Source organism: Streptomyces sp. NPDC001002 (assembly GCF_053599215.1).
In genome coordinates this window covers 1-17,024 of the sequence record NZ_JBSFLV010000185.1, presented here as the reverse complement: position 1 = coordinate 17,024, position 17,024 = coordinate 1, and the positions used below count along the sequence as shown (strand labels likewise).

Genomic DNA, 17,024 nt, shown 5'->3' with positions numbered 1-17,024 from the left:
ACGGTCGTCTTCGCGATGTTCGCCGGCTTCCACTTCTGGTGGCCGAAGATGACCGGCAAGATGCTCGACGAGCGGCTCGGCAAGATCACGTTCTGGACGCTGTTCATCGGCTTCCACGGCACCTTCCTGGTCCAGCACTGGCTGGGCGCCGAGGGCATGCCGCGTCGCTACGCCGACTACCTGGCGGCCGACGGCTTCACCGCCCTGAACACGATCTCGACGATCAGCTCGTTCCTGCTCGGCATGTCGATCCTGCCGTTCCTCTACAACGTGTGGAAGACGGCCAAGTATGGCAAGCCGGTCGGCGTCGACGACCCGTGGGGCTACGGCCGCTCCCTGGAGTGGGCCACGTCCTGCCCGCCGCCGCGGCACAACTTCCTCACCCTTCCGCGGATCCGCAGTGAATCCCCGGCGTTCGACCTGCACCACCCGGAGATCGCCGCTCTCGACCAGCTCGAGAACGCGCCTCACGGTGAGAAGGCTCTGGCCGGTGGCAAGGAGGCTGGCAAGTGAAGGTCCAAGGCTGGATGTTCATGTGGCTGAGCGTCTTCGTCCTCGCCATGGCGGTCGTCTATGGCGTGTGGTCGAAGGAGCCGGCCGGTACCACGGCGCTCTTCCTGGCCTTCGGCCTGTGCATCATGATCGGCTTCTACCTCGGCTTCACGGCCAAGCGGGTCGACGTCGGCGCGCAGGACAACAAGGAAGCCGACGTCGCTGACGATGCCGGCGAGGTCGGGTTCTTCAGCCCGCACAGCTGGCAGCCGCTCGCCCTCGGCATCGGCGGCGCGCTCGCCTTCCTGTCGATCGCGATCGGCTGGTGGCTGCTGTACTTCTCGGCGCCGATCCTCATGGTCGGTCTGTACGGCTGGGTCTTCGAGTACTACCGCGGTGAGAACCGCACCCAGTAGCACGCCCGGCACGTTCTGGAGCCCGGACACTCCGTCAGGAGGGTCCGGGCTCCTGCTTTTGCCGCACTACTGGTCCCTCGTACGAGTTACTCGCCGCGCCGCCGCCGACGTACGTCCATAACGTGATCGTATGAACCACTCTCCGCGCACCCGCACCGTCGTCAGCTGCACGCTGCTGGTGATCGCCCTCGGCGCGGGCGGCACCGCTTGCGGCAGCGGCGGCAACCCGCTCTCCGCGAAGCCGTACGACGCGACGGACCAGATCTCCTTCAACGGCCCCGCTGACGACGGAAAGAAGGTCGACCCGGACAAGCCCCTGGAAGTGACCGCGTCGGACGACGACGGCCGCATCACGGACGTCACCGCCATGGACGCCCAGGGTCGCTATGTGACGGGCGAACTCAGTGCCGACGGCACTCGCTGGCACAGCACCTCCCCGCTGGCCGCCAGCGCCCACTACACGGTCCGGGTGAGCACCGAGGACGACGACGGCGCCCCCGGCCGCAAGGTCCTCGCCTTCGACACCAGCAAGCCCACCGCCAAGAAGCCCCTGACGGTGAAGTTCGGGCCGGAGGGCGGCAAGTACGGCGTCGGACAGCCCGTCACGGCCGAGCTCGACAAGCCGGTCAAGGACAAGGCGCAGCGGGCGATCGTGGAACGCGCCCTGAGGGTCGACTCCGTACCCGCCGTGCAGGGCGCCTGGTACTGGGTGGACGACAAGGAACTCCACTACCGGCCCAAGGACTACTGGCCCACCCACGCGACCGTGCGGGTCCGCAGCGAGCTGGACGGCGTGAAGATCAGCGACCGCCTCTGGGGCGGCGCCTCCAAGCCCCTGAAGCTCACCATCGGCGACCGCATCATCGCCGTGACGGACGCCTCGTCACACTCCATGACCGTCTGGAAGAACGGCAAGGAGATCAACGAACTCCCGGTCACCACGGGCAAGCCCGGCTTCGAGACCCGCAACGGCGTCAAGGTCGTACTGGGCAAGGAGTACTTCGTACGTATGCGCGGCACCACGGTCGGCATCGCCGAGGGCTCCTCGGACAACTACGACCTGCCGGTCTACTACGCCACCCGCGTCACCTGGAGTGGCGAGTACGTCCACGCGGCCCCCTGGTCCGTCGGCTCCCAGGGCTACGAGAACGTCAGCCACGGCTGCACCGGCATGAGCACCAGCAACGCCGAGTGGTTCTTCGACAACATCCACCAGGGCGACGTCGTCAAGGTCGTCAACTCCTACGGCGACGAAATGGAACCCTTCGGCAACGGCTTCGGCGACTGGAACGTGGGCTGGAAGAAGTGGCGCAACGGCAGCGCCCTGATCGCCAACACCCCGGACACCCCAAGCCCCGAGGACACGGCCCGTCTCAGACCAACGGCAGTGTGAGCGCCCCGTCAGGGGCGCGGGGAACTGCGCGAGCAACCACATCGGCCCGCAGTCGCCGAACTACGGGCCGAACCGTGCTCCTAGGCGCTCAGAGCCTTCTTGTCCCGCAACAGCGCAGCAAGCGCCGACGCGAACTCCACCGGATCCACAGGCAACGTCACAGCCGCCTCAGCCCGACTCCACGTGGCGAGCCACGCATCCTGAGGCCGCCCCATGAGGACAAGCACCGGCGGGCAGTTGAACACCTCGTCCTTCACCTGCCGGCACAACCCCATGCCCCCCATCGGCGAGGACTCCCCGTCGAAGACACAGACGTCGATCCCACCCCGGTCCAGTTCCTTCAAGGCCGCCGCAGGCGTAGCGCACTCCAGGAACTCCACCAACGGCGCGTCCGGAGCCGGCCTGCGCCCGGCGGCCAGCCGGACCTGCTCGCGCGTGTTGGAGTCATCGCTGTAGACCAGCACCGTGGCAGTCGGCTGCATTGTTCCTCCGCGTCTTTGGTCGGGAACCCCGGGGACCGATGCGGCGGATGCTACTCCCTTGAACACGCCGTCAACACCTGTTGGAACACCGCTTCGATGGGCCATACGGGCAGTACACACGGTGCGGACACTCCGAACGGCACCCCCCGGAGTGAGGGCGGGATAAGCGACCGACATAATGTCGGTCGTGGCGACAGCAACGACAGTAGAAACCGGGCACGCGCACCCGTCGGTCAACCGGCCGAACCTCACCAGCGTCGGAACCATCATCTGGCTGAGTTCCGAGCTGATGTTCTTCGCGGCCCTCTTCGCGATGTACTTCACCCTGCGATCGGTGACCGGTCCGGATCACTGGAAGGAGATGGCAAGCCATCTCAACCTTCCGTTCTCCGCGACCAACACCACGATCCTGGTGCTCTCCTCCCTCACCTGCCAGCTCGGCGTCTTCGCCGCCGAGCGCGGGGACGTGAAGAAGCTCCGGGGCTGGTTCATCGTCACGTTCGTGATGGGTGCGATCTTCATCGGCGGTCAGATCTTCGAGTACACGGAGCTGGTGAAGGAGGACGGCCTCTCGCTCTCCTCGGACCCGTACGGCTCGGTGTTCTACCTGACCACCGGCTTCCACGGCATGCACGTGACGGGCGGCCTGATCGCCTTCCTGTTCGTCCTCGGCCGTACCTACGCGGCCAAGAGGTTCACGCACGAGCAGGCGACCGCGGCCATTGTCGTGTCCTACTACTGGCACTTCGTCGATGTCGTCTGGATCGGCCTCTTCGCCACGATCTACCTGATCAAGTAGGCGGGCCCGCTCCCGCGTGCGTCCAGCAGACGCACTTTCCAGAAGCATCGACGCAGAAGATCCTGACACCGGGGTAATCCGTGAAAAAGCTCTCCGCACGACGACGCCATCCGCTGGCGGCTGTCGTCGTCCTACTCCTCGCGCTGGCGGCCACTGGGGGGCTGTACGCCGCGTTCGCGCCCGCGAGCAAGGCGCAGGCCGATGAGACCGCCCAGTCCCTCGCCATCGACGAGGGCAAGAAGCTCTACTCCGTGGGCTGCGCAAGCTGCCACGGCACCGGCGGTCAGGGCACCTCCGACGGTCCGAGTCTCGTCGGCGTGGGCGCCGCGGCCGTCGACTTCCAGGTCGGCACCGGCCGTATGCCGGCCCAGCAGCCGGGCGCGCAGATCCCGAAGAAGAAGGTCATCTACACGCAGGCCGAGATCGACCAGCTCGCCGCGTACATCTCCTCCCTCGGCGCCGGCCCGACCGTCCCCACGAAGGCCCAGTACGGCCCCGACGGCGCCGACATCGCCAAGGGTGGTGAGCTCTTCCGCACCAACTGCGCCCAGTGCCACAACTTCACCGGCAAGGGCGGTGCGCTGACGCACGGCAAGTTCGCGCCGGACCTCGAAGGTGTCGCCCCCAAGCACATCTACGAGGCCATGCAGACGGGCCCGCAGAACATGCCGTCCTTCCCCGACACCACGCTGTCGGAGAAGAACAAGAAGGACATCATCGCGTACCTGAACGCGGTCAACGGCGACGACACCGAGAGCCCTGGTGGCCTCGAACTGGGTGGCCTCGGGCCGGTCAGTGAGGGCCTCTTCGCCTGGGTCTTCGGACTCGGCGCGCTGATCGCGGTCGCCGTCTGGGTCGCCGCTCGGACCGCAAAGGCCAAGAAGTCATGAGTAGCCAAGACATTCCAGAAGAGAACCTGCCCGCTGAGCAGGACGCGCACGGCGCGGTAGGCGTCGCGAACGAGCAGGACCCGTTCGCCGACCCCGGACTGCCGCCCCACGAGCACCGGGTGCAGGACATCGACGAGCGGGCCGCCAAGCGGTCCGAGCGCGTCGTGGCCTTCCTGTTCACGGTGTCGATGCTGGCCACCGTCGGCTTCATCGCCTCCTACGTGGCGATCCCGCACGACAAGGCGATCTTCGTCTTCCCGATCGGTCACATCAACGCGCTGAACTTCGCGCTCGGCCTGACCCTGGGCCTCGCGCTGTTCTCGATCGGCGCGGGCGCGGTCCACTGGGCCCGCACCCTGATGTCCGACGTGGAGATCGCCGACGAGCGGCACGCGATCGAGGCCACGCCCGAGGTCAAGGCCAAGGTGCTGGCCGACTTCAAGCAGGGCGCCAAGGAGTCCGCGCTCGGCCGGCGCAAGCTGATCCGCAACACGATGTTCGGCGCGCTGGCCCTGTTCCCGCTCTCCGGCGTCATGCTGCTGCGCGACCTCGGCCCGCTGCCCGGGACCAAGCTCCGCCACACCATCTGGTCCAAGGGCAAGCTGCTCGTCAACATGAACACGAACGAGCCGCTGCGCCCCTCCGACGTCGCGGTCGGCTCGCTGACCTTCGCCAAGCCCGAGGGCCTGGAGGAGCACGACGAGGAGTTCCAGACCGAGATCGCCAAGGCGGCCCTGATGATCGTCCGGCTCCAGCCGGACAACATCAAGGACAAGCGCGAGCTCGAGTGGTCGCACGAGGGCATCGTGGCGTACTCGAAGATCTGCACCCACGTCGGCTGCCCGATCTCCCTGTACGAGCAGCAGACGCACCACGTGCTGTGCCCCTGCCACCAGTCCACCTTCGACCTCTCCGACGGTGCCCGAGTGATCTTCGGCCCCGCCGGGCACGCCCTGCCGCAGCTGCGCATCGGCGTGAACGACGAGGGCTACCTCGAGGCGCTCGGCGACTTCGAAGAGCCCGTCGGTCCTGCATTCTGGGAGCGCGGATGAGCACCAACGAGAGCACCGCAAGCAACGAGGCCCGGCGCGGCAAAGCCCCGGCGGGCGAGCGCGTCGCCGACTGGGCGGACGGCCGGCTGGGGATCTACGGGTTGGCCAAGGCCAACATGCGCAAGATCTTCCCCGACCACTGGTCGTTCATGCTGGGCGAGGTCTGCCTCTACAGCTTCATCATCATCATCCTCACGGGTGTGTACCTGACGCTGTTCTTCCACCCGTCGATGAACGAGGTGGAGTACCACGGCAGCTACATCCCGCTGCAGGGCCAGATGATGTCCGAGGCCTTCAACTCGACCATGCACATCTCCTTCGATGTGCGCGGTGGTCTGCTGATCCGGCAGATCCACCACTGGGCCGCGCTGATCTTCCTCGCCGCGATGTTCGTGCACATGATGCGCGTGTTCTTCACGGGTGCGTTCCGCAAGCCGCGTGAGGTCAACTGGCTGTTCGGCTTCCTGCTGTTCGTCCTGGGCATGTTCACCGGCTTCACCGGTTACTCGCTCCCGGACGACCTGCTCTCCGGCACCGGTGTCCGCTTCATGGAGGGCGCGGTCCTGTCCGTGCCGATCGTCGGCACGTACCTGTCGTTCTTCCTCTTCGGCGGCGAGTTCCCGGGCGGCGACTTCGTCGCGCGGTTCTACTCGATCCACATCCTGCTGCTGCCGGGCATCATGCTCGGGCTCGTGGTCGGCCACCTGATCCTGGTCTTCTACCACAAGCACACGCAGTTCGCGGGCCCCGGAAAGACGAACAACAACGTCGTCGGCATGCCGCTGCTGCCGGTCTACATGGCCAAGGCCGGAGGCTTCTTCTTCCTGGTCTTCGGTGTCATCGCGGCCGTCGCGGCGATCGCCTCGATCAACCCGATCTGGGCCATGGGCCCCTACCGGCCGGACATGGTCTCCACGGGCGCCCAGCCCGACTGGTACATGGGCTTCTCCGAGGGCCTGATCCGTGTCATGCCGGGCTGGGAGATCAACGCCTGGGGCCACACGCTCGTCCTGGGCGTGTTCATCCCGCTGGTGATCTTCCCGCTGGTCCTGGTCTCGATCGCGGTCTACCCGTTCATCGAGTCCTGGGTCACCGGCGACAAGCGCGAGCACCACATCCTGGACCGTCCACGCAACGTCCCGACGCGTACCGCGTTCGGCGCCGCCTGGATCTCCTGGTACTTCGTCCTGCTCGTCGGTGGCGGCAACGACCTCTGGGCCACGCACTTCCACCTGTCGATCAACTCGATCACCTGGTTCGTGCGCATCGGCTTCTTCGTCGTGCCGGTCCTGGTGTTCGTCGCCACCAAGCGGATCTGCCTGGGCCTGCAGCGCCGGGACCGCGACAAGGTGCTGCACGGCCGCGAGTCGGGCATCATCAAGCGCCTGCCGCACGGTGAGTTCATCGAGGTGCACGAGCCGCTCAGCCAGGACGCGCTGCACACGCTCACCGCGCACGAGCAGTACGTGCCGGCCGCGATCGGCGCGACCGTCGACGAGAACGGCGTCGAGCGCAAGGTGAAGGGCTCCGAGAAGCTGCGCGCCAAGCTGAGCGAGGCGTACTACGGCGAGGAGTCCCAGATCCCCAAGCCCACCGTCGAGGAGTACAAGGAGATCACGAGCGGCCACGGCCACCACTGATCGCTGAGGCGTCGCCACGCCACAGTCGAAGGGCCCCGTCCGAACACCGGACGGGGCCCTTCGCCGTGCCACGCGCTGGATAGGGTGGGGCACGTCTTGTGAAGCATCTTCTACGACACCCAGGAGCGGCCGTATGAGCGCTGTGACCCCCGCTGGAGGCGACACCGCGGCGGGCCGTTCCTGGCCCGAGGTACTGAACTCCCTGCTGTACGGCAAGGACCAGGACGCCGACGCGACCTTCTGGGCGATGGACCAGATCATGCGCGGCGAGGCGACGGACGCGCAGATCGCCGGGTTCGTGGTGGCGCTGCGGGCCAAGGGCGAGACCGTCGAGGAGATCACCGGTCTGGTGCGCGCGATGTACGCGCACGCCAACGTGATCGAGGTGTCCGGGAAGACGGTGGACATCGTCGGCACCGGTGGCGACGGCGCGAAGACGGTGAACATCTCCACGATGTCCTCGATCGTGATCGCCGGCACGGGTGCGAAGGTCGTCAAGCACGGCAACCGGGCCGCGTCCTCCGCGTCCGGCGCCTCCGACGTCCTGGAACGGCTCGGCGTCAACCTGGAGCTGACCCCCAAGCGGGTGGCCGAGGTCGCCGAGGAGGCCGGGATCACCTTCTGCTTCGCGATCAAGTTCCACCCGGCCCTGCGTCACGCGGGCGCCGCGCGCGGCCAGTTGGGCATCCGTACGGTCTTCAACGCGCTGGGCCCGCTGACCAACCCCGCCAAGGTGCGGGCCCAGGCGGTCGGGGTCGCCGACCCGCGGATGGCGCCCATCATCGCGGGCGTCTTCGCCGAGCGCGGCAACTCCTCCCTGGTGTTCCGCGGCGACGACGGCCTCGACGAGCTGACGACCACGGCCACCTCCCGGGTGTGGATCGTCCGCGACGGCAAGGTCACCGAGGAGTCCTTCGACCCCCGTGACGTGGGCCTCCCGCTGGTCCCCGTGGAGGCCCTGCGCGGCGCCGACCCCGAGTTCAACGCGGGCGTCGCCCGCCGGCTCCTGGACGGCGAGACGGGCCCCGTGCGGGACGCCGTACTCCTGAACTCGGCGGCCGCGCTGGTGGCCCTGGAGCCGGGTGACGGGCCGCTGGCGGACCAGCTCCGGGCCGGGATGGCGAAGGCGGCGGAGTCGATCGACTCGGGCGCCGCCAAGCGGACCCTGGAGCGCTGGTCGGCGGCCAGCAACGCGTAGCACCACGGCGGTCGTCGTCCCGCGATCCGGACACGGGTTGCGGGACGACGATCACCTCACGTAAGTTTTTGGACCAGGTCATGAGTGACAGTCATGAGGCCCCGGCCGACTGTCCGGCAACCCTCCGTCCGTGGCGGGGTGCCCCGGGTGAAGACCAGGCCGTAGGCAGCGAGGTCTGCGGCAAGCGCGGGCCCCTCGAAAGACACCAGGGGTCCTGGTCATCGAGGGAGTACTCCGTGAGCAAGCGAATGCGATAGGGCGCCGAGCCCCGCCTCCGCACATCCCCTTTCACCCTCCTCCGTGTTTGAGCCCTGCGCGCTCGCACGGCGGAACCGCCTTGCCTCTCACGGGAGTTCGCCATGTCTGTCTCCACCGCTGCCGCCGCCCCGACCATTTGTGCCCAGCTGCCCGTTCTGGGCCGGGACGTCACCGTCCCGCTCGTCACGGGCGGCGAAGTCACCTACGCGGCGCTCGACTACGCGGCCAGCGCCCCCGCCCTCCAGCGCGTCTGGGACGACGTGGCGGCCTACGCCCCCTACTACGGCAGCGTCCACCGCGGTGCCGGCTACCTCTCGCAGCTCTCCACGGACCTCTTCGAGAACGCCCGCCGGACGGTCGAGGAGTTCCTGGACTGCCGCCCCGACGACCAGCTGATCTTCACCCGCTCGACCACGGACTCCCTCAACCTGCTCGCCGCCGCTCTGCCCGCCGACTGCCAGGTCTTCGTCTTCGAGACCGAGCACCACGCCTCGCTGCTGCCCTGGCAGGACGCCCGCGTCACCTACCTCAACGCCCCGCGCACCCCGGCCCAGGCCGTCGAGACCCTGGAGCAGGCCCTCGCAAACCGAGACCCCTACGGCCCGGCCCTGGTCTGCGTCACCGGCGCCTCGAACGTCACCGGCGAGCTGTGGCCGGTACGGGAGTTGGCGGCCGCGGCCCATGCCCACGGCGCCCGCATCGTCCTGGACGCCGCCCAACTCGCCCCGCACCACCCGGTCTCCGTCCAGGACCTCGACGTCGACTGGATCGCCTTCTCCGGCCACAAGCTGTACGCCCCCTTCGGTTCCGGCGTCCTGGCCGGCCGCGCCGACTGGCTCCAGGCGGCCGACCCCTACCTCGCGGGCGGCGGCGCCAGCCGCAAGGTCGCCCGGCGCGAGGACGGGGGAGTGGAGGTGGAGTGGCACGACAGCGCCGCGAGGCATGAAGCGGGCTCGCCCAACGTGATCGGCGCCTACTCCATCGCGTCGGCCTGCAAGGCGCTGACCGAGGCGGGCTTCGACACGCTGGTCGCGCGCGAGCAGCACCTGATCGGGAAGGTACGGGCGGGCCTGGCGGAAGTCCCGGAGGTGAAGGTCCTGTCCCTCTTCGGCGACGACGCCCCGCGCGTGGGCGTGATCTCCTTCGTCGTCGACGGCTGGAACAGCTCCCACTTCGCCGCCGCACTCTCCGCCGAGTACGGCATCGGCGTCCGCGACGGCCTCTTCTGCGCCCACCCCTTGCTCCGCACCCTCCTGGGCACCGACCCCCAGACCCAGGGCGAATGTGGCGCCCCCGAGGCGGCCCCGGGCGAGAAGTCCCTCAACGCAATCCGAGTGAGCTTCGGCGCGGGCACCCCCGACGAGCACGTGGAGCGCTTCATCGGCGCGGTCAAGGAACTGGTGACCGACGGCGCCAAGTGGAAGTACACAACGGAGAACGGCCGCTGCGTCCCGACTGTGTGAGGAGTTTCGGTCCGGAGGCGGTCTTCAGGTGGTCAGGAGTCCAACCCGATCGCAAAAGCCGCCTCCAGGTCATGCTGGGAGTACGTCCGAAACGCCACATGCGTATCGGTCCCCTCAACCCCGGGAATCTTGCTGATCCGCCCCGGGATCACCTCGGCGAGATCCTCGTGCTCCTTGACCCGAACCATCGCGATCAAGTCATACGTACCCGTCACGGAGAACACCTCGCTCACAGATTCCAGCGAGGCAATCGACTCCGCGATCTCAGGGATCCGGTCCACGCTGGTCTTGATGAGGACGATCGCGGTGATCACGGCTGGTTCTCTCCCTCGGGGGCCGGAGCTGGGGCGGCCTTCACTCTAGTCGTACGGCGGAATCGGGCCCACGCGTAGCCGAAGCCCAGCGAGAAGCCCACCAGGTGTGCCAGATACGCCACCCCGGGCCCCTGCTCCGCCCGCCCCGCCGCCACCCACTGCAGCGCCGCCCAGAACGGCAGCACCACCCACGCCGGAAACCGCATCGGCAGAAAGAACAGGAACGGCAGCAGGCTCGTCACCCGCGCCCCGGGGAACAGGTACAGAAACGCACCGAGGATCGCCGAGATCGCCCCCGACGCCCCCACCAGGGACTGGTCGGAGGAGGAGTTGGCGGCCGCGTACCCCAGCAGGGCGAGATAGCCGCAGACCAGGTAGAAGAGCGTGAACTGCACGCGGCCCATCCGCTCCTCGGTCATCACGCCGAAGACGTAGAGGAAGAGCATGTTGCCGAGCAGGTGGATCCAGCTGCCGTGGATGAAGAGGGCCGTCGCGGGGGTGAGGGCGGAGCCGGCCGGGTCCGCGAAGAGGTCCGCCGGGACCACGCCCCAGCGGTGGAAATAGGCCCGCTGCGCGGCGAGCAGCGCGTCCCCGGAGCCGTAGGCCGGATTCAGACCCGAGGCCGGACCGGCCGCGAAGACCAGGCAACAGGCCGCGATCAGGCCGTACGTCACCGGTGCCGACGGCATCCGGACCGTTCTGAACGTCCTGCCGACCGTCGCGCTCCAGTTGCTGATCATGGACACAGAGCATGGCGTAACGGGACGCACACGCACAGACCGCCTCGCCGCCGCGGACGGACGGGCGGCGAGTACGCGCCAGGCCGTAGGGTTACGAGCCACACGCACCGGGGAAGCCGGGCGTCACGGACACTAGAAGGAAAGCGGACAGTCACGATGACGGTTCCCCTGCCCACCGCGGCCACGCGGTGGCGCTGCACCCTGTGCGGCAACCTCACGCGTTTCGACGTGACGCGCTCGTCGAAGGTCGTCGAGTACGTCCATCTCGACCTCGCCGGCGAGCCGAGGGTCGAGGAGCGCGAGGTGGTCAGTGAGACCATCGAGTCGGTGCGCTGCCGCTGGTGCAACGCCGTGGATCAGGTGGAACTCGTGGACAGGCCCGGCGCCGGTTCCTGACAGGGCCGGCCCCGCACAGGTGATGGGGTGTGACGGATGGTGGAGAGCGCAGGCGGGGGGCCGGGCGACGGCACCGCTGAGGTGCTCGACCGTCCGCTGCCCGACGGTGTGCGCCGCCGGGTCGTACAGATCGTCTCGGACGGTTTCGGCGGCCTGACCGTCGCCGAACTGCCCGCGCAGCTGCGGCAGTACGCGCGGTTCGCCCCCAACCGGCGGGCCAAGTTCGCCGGGAACGCGATGGCGGCCGCGCTGGAGACCGACCCGCTGTTCCGGCAGCGGATCGGGGAGAAGCTGAGAGAGGCCCAGGCGGAGCTCGCCGGCGCGCTCGACTCGGGTGCGCCGCCCCCGGCCGCGGACCCGCTCGATGTGGCGGCCGCGGCCTATGTGCTGCGCCCCATGGGCTGGGTGAAGCTCGTGACGGCGGCTGGCGAGGAGGCCCAGCGGGCGGACGCCGAGCGGGCCGACGAGGAGAGCCGGGCCGAGCTGGAGCGGCTGCGCGCGGAACTGGCGCAGGCGCGGGACGCAACCCGGACCGAGACCGAGCGGCTGCGCACCGATCTGGAGGCCGCCAGAAAAGAAGCGGAATCGCTTCATCGCAAGCTGCGCGCGGCCGTCAGTGACGTGCGGCGCGGTGAGGCGGCGCTGCGCAAGGTGCACGCCGAGATGGAGGCGCAGCGCTCCGAGGGGCAGACACAGCTGTCCGCCGCCGAGAGCGAGGCGCGGCGCCTCAAGGCGCGGCTCACCGAGGCGGAGGCTTCCCTGGAGGCCACGCGCAAGGCGGCGCGCGAGGGGCGCAGTGTCGAGGACATGCGCGTGCGCCTGCTGTTGGACACCGTACTGGAAGCGGCCCAAGGGCTGCGCAGGGAGCTGGCGTTGCCGCCGGTGTCCGTGCGGCCCGCGGAGACCGTGGACGCGGTCGAACCGGGACGAATGACCCCGAAGGACATCGCCGCGCGGGCGCTGTCCGAGCACGATCCCGCGATTCTCGACCAGCTTCTCGCCCTGCCCCAGGCGCACTTGGTGGTCGACGGCTACAACGTCACCAAGACCGGCTATCCGCAGATGCCGCTGGAGAAGCAGCGGCTGCGGCTGCTCGGCCAGCTCTCGCAGCTCGCCGCGCAGACCGGCGCCGAGGTGACGTGTGTCTTCGACGGGGCCGAACTGGCCGCGCCGGTGCTGCTCGCGCCGCCGCGCGGGGTGCGGGTGCTGTTCTCCAAGCCGGGTGTCACGGCGGACGAGTTGATCCGCCAGCTGGTGCGCGCCGAGCCGCCGGGCCGGCCCGTCATCGTCGCGTCCACCGACCGTGAGGTGGCCGACGGGGTCGCCAAGGCGGGGGCCCGGCCGATCGCTTCGGCGATGCTCCTGAAGCGGCTGATCTGAGCGCCTGTTCGGGCACCTGTTCCGACGCCTGTCCCGAAGGTCAAGCTTGCAGGTTTAACGCCCGAATTGGCGTAATCATCACGCAACGTAGCGTCAATCGACCATGACTGCATGTGAGTTGAGTGCAAAGAATGCACTCTGTGACAAACATTTTTCACGTGAGGATTTGAACTGATCACAAGAAGGTCACTAGGGTCTGGGCTCGAACCTCCGAACGGGTGATCACTCTGAAGAAGGAGCCCGCGTCCGTGGCGTCCCATCGTCGACCCAAGCAGCCGAGTCGGGCACGTGTGACCGTGCTCACCACCGCAGCTGCTGCCGCCGTTGCCATCAGCGCCCAGGCCGCGAACGCCGCGCCGAGTGAGAAGCCCACGAAGAACGAGGTCAAGGAGAAGGTCGACAAGCTCTACGAGCAGGCGGAGCAGGCCACCGAGAAGTACACGGGCGCCAAGGAGAAGCAGGAGAAGCTCCAGAAGGAGATCTCCACCATCCAGGACAACGTCGCCCGCGGCCAGGAGGAGCTCAACGAGCTCCGCTCGTCCATAGGCCTGGCGGCCGCCGCGCAGTACCGCACCGGCTCCATCGACTCCTCCCTCCAGCTCTTCCTCTCGTCGAACCCCGACGACTACCTGGACAAGGCGTCCACCGCCGACCAGTTGAGCGCCCAGCAGGTCGAGGCGCTGAAGAAGATCCAGGAGAAGCAGCGCGAACTCGCCCAGGAGCGCGCCGAGGCCTCGGACAAGCTCAAGGACCTCGCCTCCACCCGCACCGAACTGGGCAAGAAGAAGCAGGAAGTCCAGAGCAAGCTCGCCGAGGCGCAGAAGCTGCTCAACACCCTGACGGCCGCGGAGCGGTCGGCGCTCGCCGACGCCGACGCCCGGGCCAGCCGCAGCGCCAGTGAGCGCGTGGACCTGGGCAACACCACCTCCGCCTCCAGCCGGGCCGCCGCGGCCTTCGCCGCCGCCCAGTCCAAGCTCGGCACCCCGTACGTCTACGGCGCCTCCGGCCCGTCCTCCTTCGACTGCTCGGGCCTGACCTCCTGGGCCTACGCCCAGGCCGGCGTCGGCATCCCGCGCACCTCGCAGGCCCAGGCCAGCGCCGGTACCCGCATCTACAACCAGAGCGACCTGCGCGTCGGCGACCTGGTCATCTTCTACGGCGACATGCACCACGTCGGCCTCTATGCCGGCAACGGCCAGGTGATCCACGCCCCGCGCACCGGCACCGTGGTCCGTTACGAGTCGATCGGCAACATGCCGTTCCAGTTCGGCGTCCGGATCTGATCCGGTTCGGTGTCCGCTTCCGACCGGAAGCGATCGACCGTAAGGCCGCGACGCCGCACCGCCCGAACGGGCGAATTACGACAACTCCAGCTGACCCCGCGCCCCGCCCATGACCTGCGTCTTGGGCGGGGCGTCACGTTGAGTGGTCGCGGAGGTCTTTGGTGGGCCCCCGGTAGCGGGGCTACTGTCTGCCGCGTTTCCTCGTCCGCCAGCGGAAGGAGTGCGGCTTCCCGTGGGGTCCCATCGCCGACTTGCATCGCCGTCCGGGTTCAACCGGGGCGCCGGCACCGCCCTGTGCGCGCTGTCCGCCGCGGCCGCCGCCCTCGGCGCCGTACCGGCGAGCGCCGCACCGCACACCGACACCAAGGCCGAGGTGGACCGCCTCTACGAGCAGGCGGAGGAAGCCACCGAGGCCTTCAACAAGGCCGACGAGACCGCCGACACGCTCCGCCGCGAGGTGGCCGACTCCCAGGACCGCATCGCCCGCCAGCAGCAGCGCATCAACTCCATGCGGGAGACGCTCGGTTCGCTGGCCGGCGCCCAGTACCGGTCCGGCGGCGTCGACCCCTCCCTGGCCCTGCTCTTCTCCGACGACCCGGACGACTACCTCGACAAGGCCTCCGTCCTGGACCGGATCACCGTCCACCAGACCGGCGAACTCAGGGAACTCGAGTCCGCCATGCGCGAACTCGCCCAGGAGCGCTCCGAGGCCACCGAGAAGCTCTCCGAACTGGAGAAGAGCCGCAAGGCCGTCGCCACCCACAAGAAGACCGTCGAGAAGAAGCTCGCCAAGGCCCGGCAACTGCTCAACTCCCTGCCGTCCACGGAACGCGCCGCCTACGACCGCGCCTCCCGCTCCGGCCGCGTGGAGATCCCCGACCTCGGCGACGCGGCCCCCGCCTCGGCCCGCGCGGCGGCCGCCATCGCCGCCGCCCGCACCGCGCTCGGCAAGCCCTACGTCTGGGGCGCCAGCGGCCCCTCCGGCTTCGACTGCTCGGGCCTGATGCAGTGGTCGTACGCGCAGGCCGGCGTCCATCTCCCGCGCACCTCGCAGGCCCAGCGGTACGCCGGCCACCAGGTCCCGCTCTCCCAGGCGCAGCCCGGCGACCTGGTCACCTACCGGTCCGACGCCAGCCATGTCGCGATGTACATGGGCAACGGCCAGGTGATCCACGCGCCCTACCCCGGCGCGCCGGTGCGCTACGACCCGGTGGGCATGATGCCCGTCTCCTCGGTCACGAGGGTCTGACCACTCCCGGCACCGCGGCCGTACGATCGTAAAGTGGCTGGTCGAGGGCGGGCGTCGGGAACCGGAGCGGTGGCGCTCGTTCTGCTGCTCGTCTGCCTGGTGGGCTGCGGCGGGAAGCCCGCCGCCACCACCGACCGCAAGGACCTCCAGCAGGTCCTGGACCGCCGTGCGACCGCCGTCCTGGACCGCGACCGCACCGCCTTCCTGAAGACGGGCGCGCTCAGCTGGTTCGAGAACCTGCGCGGGGTGCCGCTGGCGAGCTGGTCCTACCGCGTCACCGCCCTGCACCGCTCCGGCTCCACCGCCACCGCCGACGTCGACCTGCGCTACCAGGTCGAGGGCTACGACAAGGCCCCCGTCACCGCCGGCCGCACCCTGACCCTCAGCCGGGAGCAGGACGGGCAGTGGTACGTGGACGCCGAGACGCCCGCCAAGAAGTCCGCGCAGCAGCTGTGGGACCAGGGCGAGGTGGCGGTCGTGCGCGGGGCGCACAGCCTCGTCCTGGGCGTCGGGCAGACCAGCGAGGCACTGCACCGGTACGCGGACCTCGCCGATCGCGCCGTACCGGCCGTGACGGGGGCCTGGGGGTCCGACTGGGCCGGGCACGTCGTCGTGCTCGTACCGAAGTCCCTGGACGGCATGGCGGGGCTGCTGGGCTCGCCCGCGTCCTCCTACCGGGGGATCGCGGCGGTCACCACCGGCGAGGTGGGCGGCGCGCCGAACGCGCCCGCGGACCGGGTCATCGTCAACCCGGACGCGTACGCGATCCTCGGTGCCCTGGGCAAGCAGGTCGTGCTCACCCACGAGACCACGCATGTCGCCACCCGGGCCCACACCAGCGCGGCCACCCCGCTGTGGCTGTCGGAGGGTTACGCGGACTGGGTCGGCTACCGCGGCACCGGGCGCACCCCGGAGCAGGCCGCGCCGGAGCTGGCGCGCGCGGTGGCCGACGACGAGGTGCCCCAAGCCCTGCCGACCGACCGGGACTTCGGGTTCAGCGGCGACGCGACGAAGCTCGCGCAGGCCTACGAGGGCGGCTGGCTGGCCTGCCGGCTGATCGCCGCCGAGTGGGGCGAGGCGAAGCTCGGGGAGTTCTACCGGGCCGTGGGGGACCACAGGACGCGGGCGGGGTCGGTCGAGGGGGCGCTCAAGAAGGTGCTGGGGACCACTCTGGAGGAGTTCACGGACGCGTGGCGGGCGTACCTTCGGGATCAACTCGGCTGACCGGGCCGGGCATCTGGGCCGGCTCCTCGCGGGGGACCGTGGCGCGCCACAGGGCGCGGGCCGCGAGGATCGTGGCGAGGACCAGGAGGCCGTTGCGGGCCGCGAGGAGCGTGATGCCCAAGGGGGTGCTCTGGACCACGTCCGAGAACCGGATCGGGAACTCCAGGACCGTCACGAAGCTCGCCACCAGGACCAGGACCGCGGGCGTGCCCATACGGCTGCCGCGGAAGCAGACGCTGACCGCCGCGAGACCGATCAGCCAGACCATGTACTGCGGGCTGATCACCCGGCTGGTGACCGTGAACATCAGCACCGCGACGAAGGCCGCGTCCGCCACCGTGGCCGACTCGAACCG

Annotated in this window: 17 protein-coding genes, 1 pseudogene and 1 riboswitch; of the genes and pseudogenes, 14 read left to right on the top strand and 4 right to left on the bottom strand. The window is 69.2% G+C overall.

Annotation, left to right across the window (positions count from 1 at the left end):
* The 3 genes from ACWDR3_RS42655 to ACWDR3_RS42645 form a co-directional block, all read left to right on the top strand.
* Positions 1–513: cbb3-type cytochrome c oxidase subunit I (locus ACWDR3_RS42655; RefSeq protein ID WP_450357993.1), on the top strand; the 513-nt coding region annotated here is incomplete at its 5' end.
* A complete protein-coding gene (locus ACWDR3_RS42650; RefSeq protein WP_124004207.1) occupies positions 510–908 on the top strand; it encodes a cytochrome c oxidase subunit 4 in 399 nt (132 codons plus the stop codon). The genes ACWDR3_RS42655 and ACWDR3_RS42650, both read left to right, overlap by 4 nt.
* Before the next feature lie 130 nt (positions 909–1,038).
* The gene (locus tag ACWDR3_RS42645) at positions 1,039–2,301 is read left to right on the top strand and encodes an Ig-like domain-containing protein (RefSeq protein WP_450357992.1); all 1,263 of its coding nucleotides are present in this window, start codon (positions 1,039–1,041) and stop codon (positions 2,299–2,301) included.
* 80 nt (positions 2,302–2,381) lie between these two features.
* Here ACWDR3_RS42645 and ACWDR3_RS42640 read toward each other — a convergent pair whose 3' ends face one another.
* On the bottom strand, positions 2,382–2,783 hold the full coding sequence (locus tag ACWDR3_RS42640) for a hypothetical protein (protein ID WP_450357991.1): 402 nt from the start codon (positions 2,781–2,783) through the stop codon (positions 2,382–2,384).
* Between the two features lie 178 nt (positions 2,784–2,961).
* Between ACWDR3_RS42640 and ctaE the strand changes: the two genes are divergently transcribed.
* The 6 genes from ctaE to ACWDR3_RS42610 all read left to right on the top strand — a co-directional run bounded on the left by ctaE (position 2,962) and on the right by ACWDR3_RS42610 (position 10,083).
* A complete protein-coding gene (gene ctaE, locus ACWDR3_RS42635; protein WP_401727430.1) occupies positions 2,962–3,582 on the top strand; it encodes an aa3-type cytochrome oxidase subunit III in 621 nt (206 codons plus the stop codon).
* A gap of 80 nt (positions 3,583–3,662) precedes the next feature.
* Positions 3,663–4,472: a cytochrome bc1 complex diheme cytochrome c subunit gene (gene qcrC / locus ACWDR3_RS42630; RefSeq protein WP_402347760.1), complete on the top strand. Its 810-nt coding sequence runs from the start codon at positions 3,663–3,665 to the stop codon at positions 4,470–4,472.
* Positions 4,469–5,524 carry a cytochrome bc1 complex Rieske iron-sulfur subunit gene (gene qcrA / locus ACWDR3_RS42625; protein WP_450357990.1) on the top strand — a complete coding sequence of 352 codons (1,056 nt, stop codon included), beginning with the start codon at positions 4,469–4,471 and terminating at the stop codon, positions 5,522–5,524. Before qcrC ends, qcrA begins: the two co-directional genes overlap by 4 nt.
* Positions 5,521–7,164: a cytochrome bc1 complex cytochrome b subunit gene (gene qcrB / locus ACWDR3_RS42620; RefSeq protein WP_450357989.1), complete on the top strand. Its 1,644-nt coding sequence runs from the start codon at positions 5,521–5,523 to the stop codon at positions 7,162–7,164. Before qcrA ends, qcrB begins: the two co-directional genes overlap by 4 nt.
* Positions 7,165–7,297: 133 nt before the next feature.
* Positions 7,298–8,362, top strand: coding sequence for an anthranilate phosphoribosyltransferase (gene trpD, locus ACWDR3_RS42615; RefSeq protein WP_450357988.1), 1,065 nt, complete (start codon positions 7,298–7,300; stop codon positions 8,360–8,362).
* Positions 8,363–8,438: 76 nt separating this feature from the next.
* A riboswitch (SAM riboswitch) is annotated at positions 8,439–8,555 on the top strand.
* A gap of 166 nt (positions 8,556–8,721) precedes the next feature.
* Entirely contained in the window at positions 8,722–10,083 is a 1,362-nt protein-coding gene (locus ACWDR3_RS42610) for an aminotransferase class V-fold PLP-dependent enzyme (RefSeq protein ID WP_450357987.1), read from the top strand.
* 32 nt (positions 10,084–10,115) lie between these two features.
* Here the strand turns inward: ACWDR3_RS42610 and ACWDR3_RS42605 are convergent, their stop codons facing one another.
* Positions 10,116–10,397: an Lrp/AsnC family transcriptional regulator gene (locus ACWDR3_RS42605; RefSeq protein ID WP_124004215.1), complete on the bottom strand. Its 282-nt coding sequence runs from the start codon at positions 10,395–10,397 to the stop codon at positions 10,116–10,118.
* Positions 10,394–11,137, bottom strand: coding sequence for a rhomboid family intramembrane serine protease (locus ACWDR3_RS42600; protein ID WP_450357986.1), 744 nt, complete (start codon positions 11,135–11,137; stop codon positions 10,394–10,396). Before ACWDR3_RS42600 ends, ACWDR3_RS42605 begins: the two co-directional genes overlap by 4 nt.
* 156 nt (positions 11,138–11,293) lie before the next feature.
* Between ACWDR3_RS42600 and ACWDR3_RS42595 the strand changes: the two genes are divergently transcribed.
* The 5 genes from ACWDR3_RS42595 to ACWDR3_RS42575 all read left to right on the top strand — a co-directional run bounded on the left by ACWDR3_RS42595 (position 11,294) and on the right by ACWDR3_RS42575 (position 16,669).
* Positions 11,294–11,533 (top strand): hypothetical protein, encoded by a 240-nt coding sequence (locus ACWDR3_RS42595; protein WP_401727423.1) that lies wholly within the window; start codon positions 11,294–11,296, stop codon positions 11,531–11,533.
* 36 nt (positions 11,534–11,569) lie between these two features.
* Complete coding sequence (locus ACWDR3_RS42590) at positions 11,570–12,913, top strand: NYN domain-containing protein (protein WP_450357985.1); 1,344 nt, start codon at positions 11,570–11,572, stop codon at positions 12,911–12,913.
* Positions 12,914–13,161: 248 nt separating this feature from the next.
* On the top strand, positions 13,162–14,196 hold the full coding sequence (locus tag ACWDR3_RS42585; protein ID WP_450357984.1) for an NlpC/P60 family protein: 1,035 nt from the start codon (positions 13,162–13,164) through the stop codon (positions 14,194–14,196).
* 232 nt (positions 14,197–14,428) lie between these two features.
* A complete protein-coding gene (locus ACWDR3_RS42580) occupies positions 14,429–15,445 on the top strand; it encodes an NlpC/P60 family protein (RefSeq protein ID WP_450357983.1) in 1,017 nt (338 codons plus the stop codon).
* Positions 15,446–15,478: 33 nt separating this feature from the next.
* Positions 15,479–16,669, top strand: coding sequence for a hypothetical protein (locus ACWDR3_RS42575; protein WP_450357982.1), 1,191 nt, complete (start codon positions 15,479–15,481; stop codon positions 16,667–16,669).
* Here the strand turns inward: ACWDR3_RS42575 and ACWDR3_RS42570 are convergent.
* Positions 16,626–17,024: pseudogene (locus tag ACWDR3_RS42570) on the bottom strand (hypothetical protein); the annotation flags it as partial. The gene ACWDR3_RS42575 and the pseudogene ACWDR3_RS42570 sit on opposite strands and share 44 nt — an antisense overlap.

What these genes read in the sequence shown, in the direction of transcription:
- qcrA (WP_450357990.1), top strand. Translation starts at nt 4,469, where the DNA reads ATGAGTAGCCAAGACATTCCAGAAGAGAACCTGCCCGCTGAGCAGGAC.
- ctaE (WP_401727430.1), top strand. Translation starts at nt 2,962, where the DNA reads ATGTCGGTCGTGGCGACAGCAACGACAGTAGAAACCGGGCACGCGCAC.
- ACWDR3_RS42640 (WP_450357991.1), bottom strand. Translation starts at nt 2,783, where the DNA reads ATGCAGCCGACTGCCACGGTGCTGGTCTACAGCGATGACTCCAACACG.
- ACWDR3_RS42590 (WP_450357985.1), top strand. Translation starts at nt 11,570, where the DNA reads ATGGTGGAGAGCGCAGGCGGGGGGCCGGGCGACGGCACCGCTGAGGTG.
- ACWDR3_RS42645 (WP_450357992.1), top strand. Translation starts at nt 1,039, where the DNA reads ATGAACCACTCTCCGCGCACCCGCACCGTCGTCAGCTGCACGCTGCTG.
- ACWDR3_RS42600 (WP_450357986.1), bottom strand. Translation starts at nt 11,137, where the DNA reads ATGATCAGCAACTGGAGCGCGACGGTCGGCAGGACGTTCAGAACGGTC.
- trpD (WP_450357988.1), top strand. Translation starts at nt 7,298, where the DNA reads ATGAGCGCTGTGACCCCCGCTGGAGGCGACACCGCGGCGGGCCGTTCC.
- ACWDR3_RS42610 (WP_450357987.1), top strand. Translation starts at nt 8,722, where the DNA reads ATGTCTGTCTCCACCGCTGCCGCCGCCCCGACCATTTGTGCCCAGCTG.
- qcrB (WP_450357989.1), top strand. Translation starts at nt 5,521, where the DNA reads ATGAGCACCAACGAGAGCACCGCAAGCAACGAGGCCCGGCGCGGCAAA.
- ACWDR3_RS42595 (WP_401727423.1), top strand. Translation starts at nt 11,294, where the DNA reads ATGACGGTTCCCCTGCCCACCGCGGCCACGCGGTGGCGCTGCACCCTG.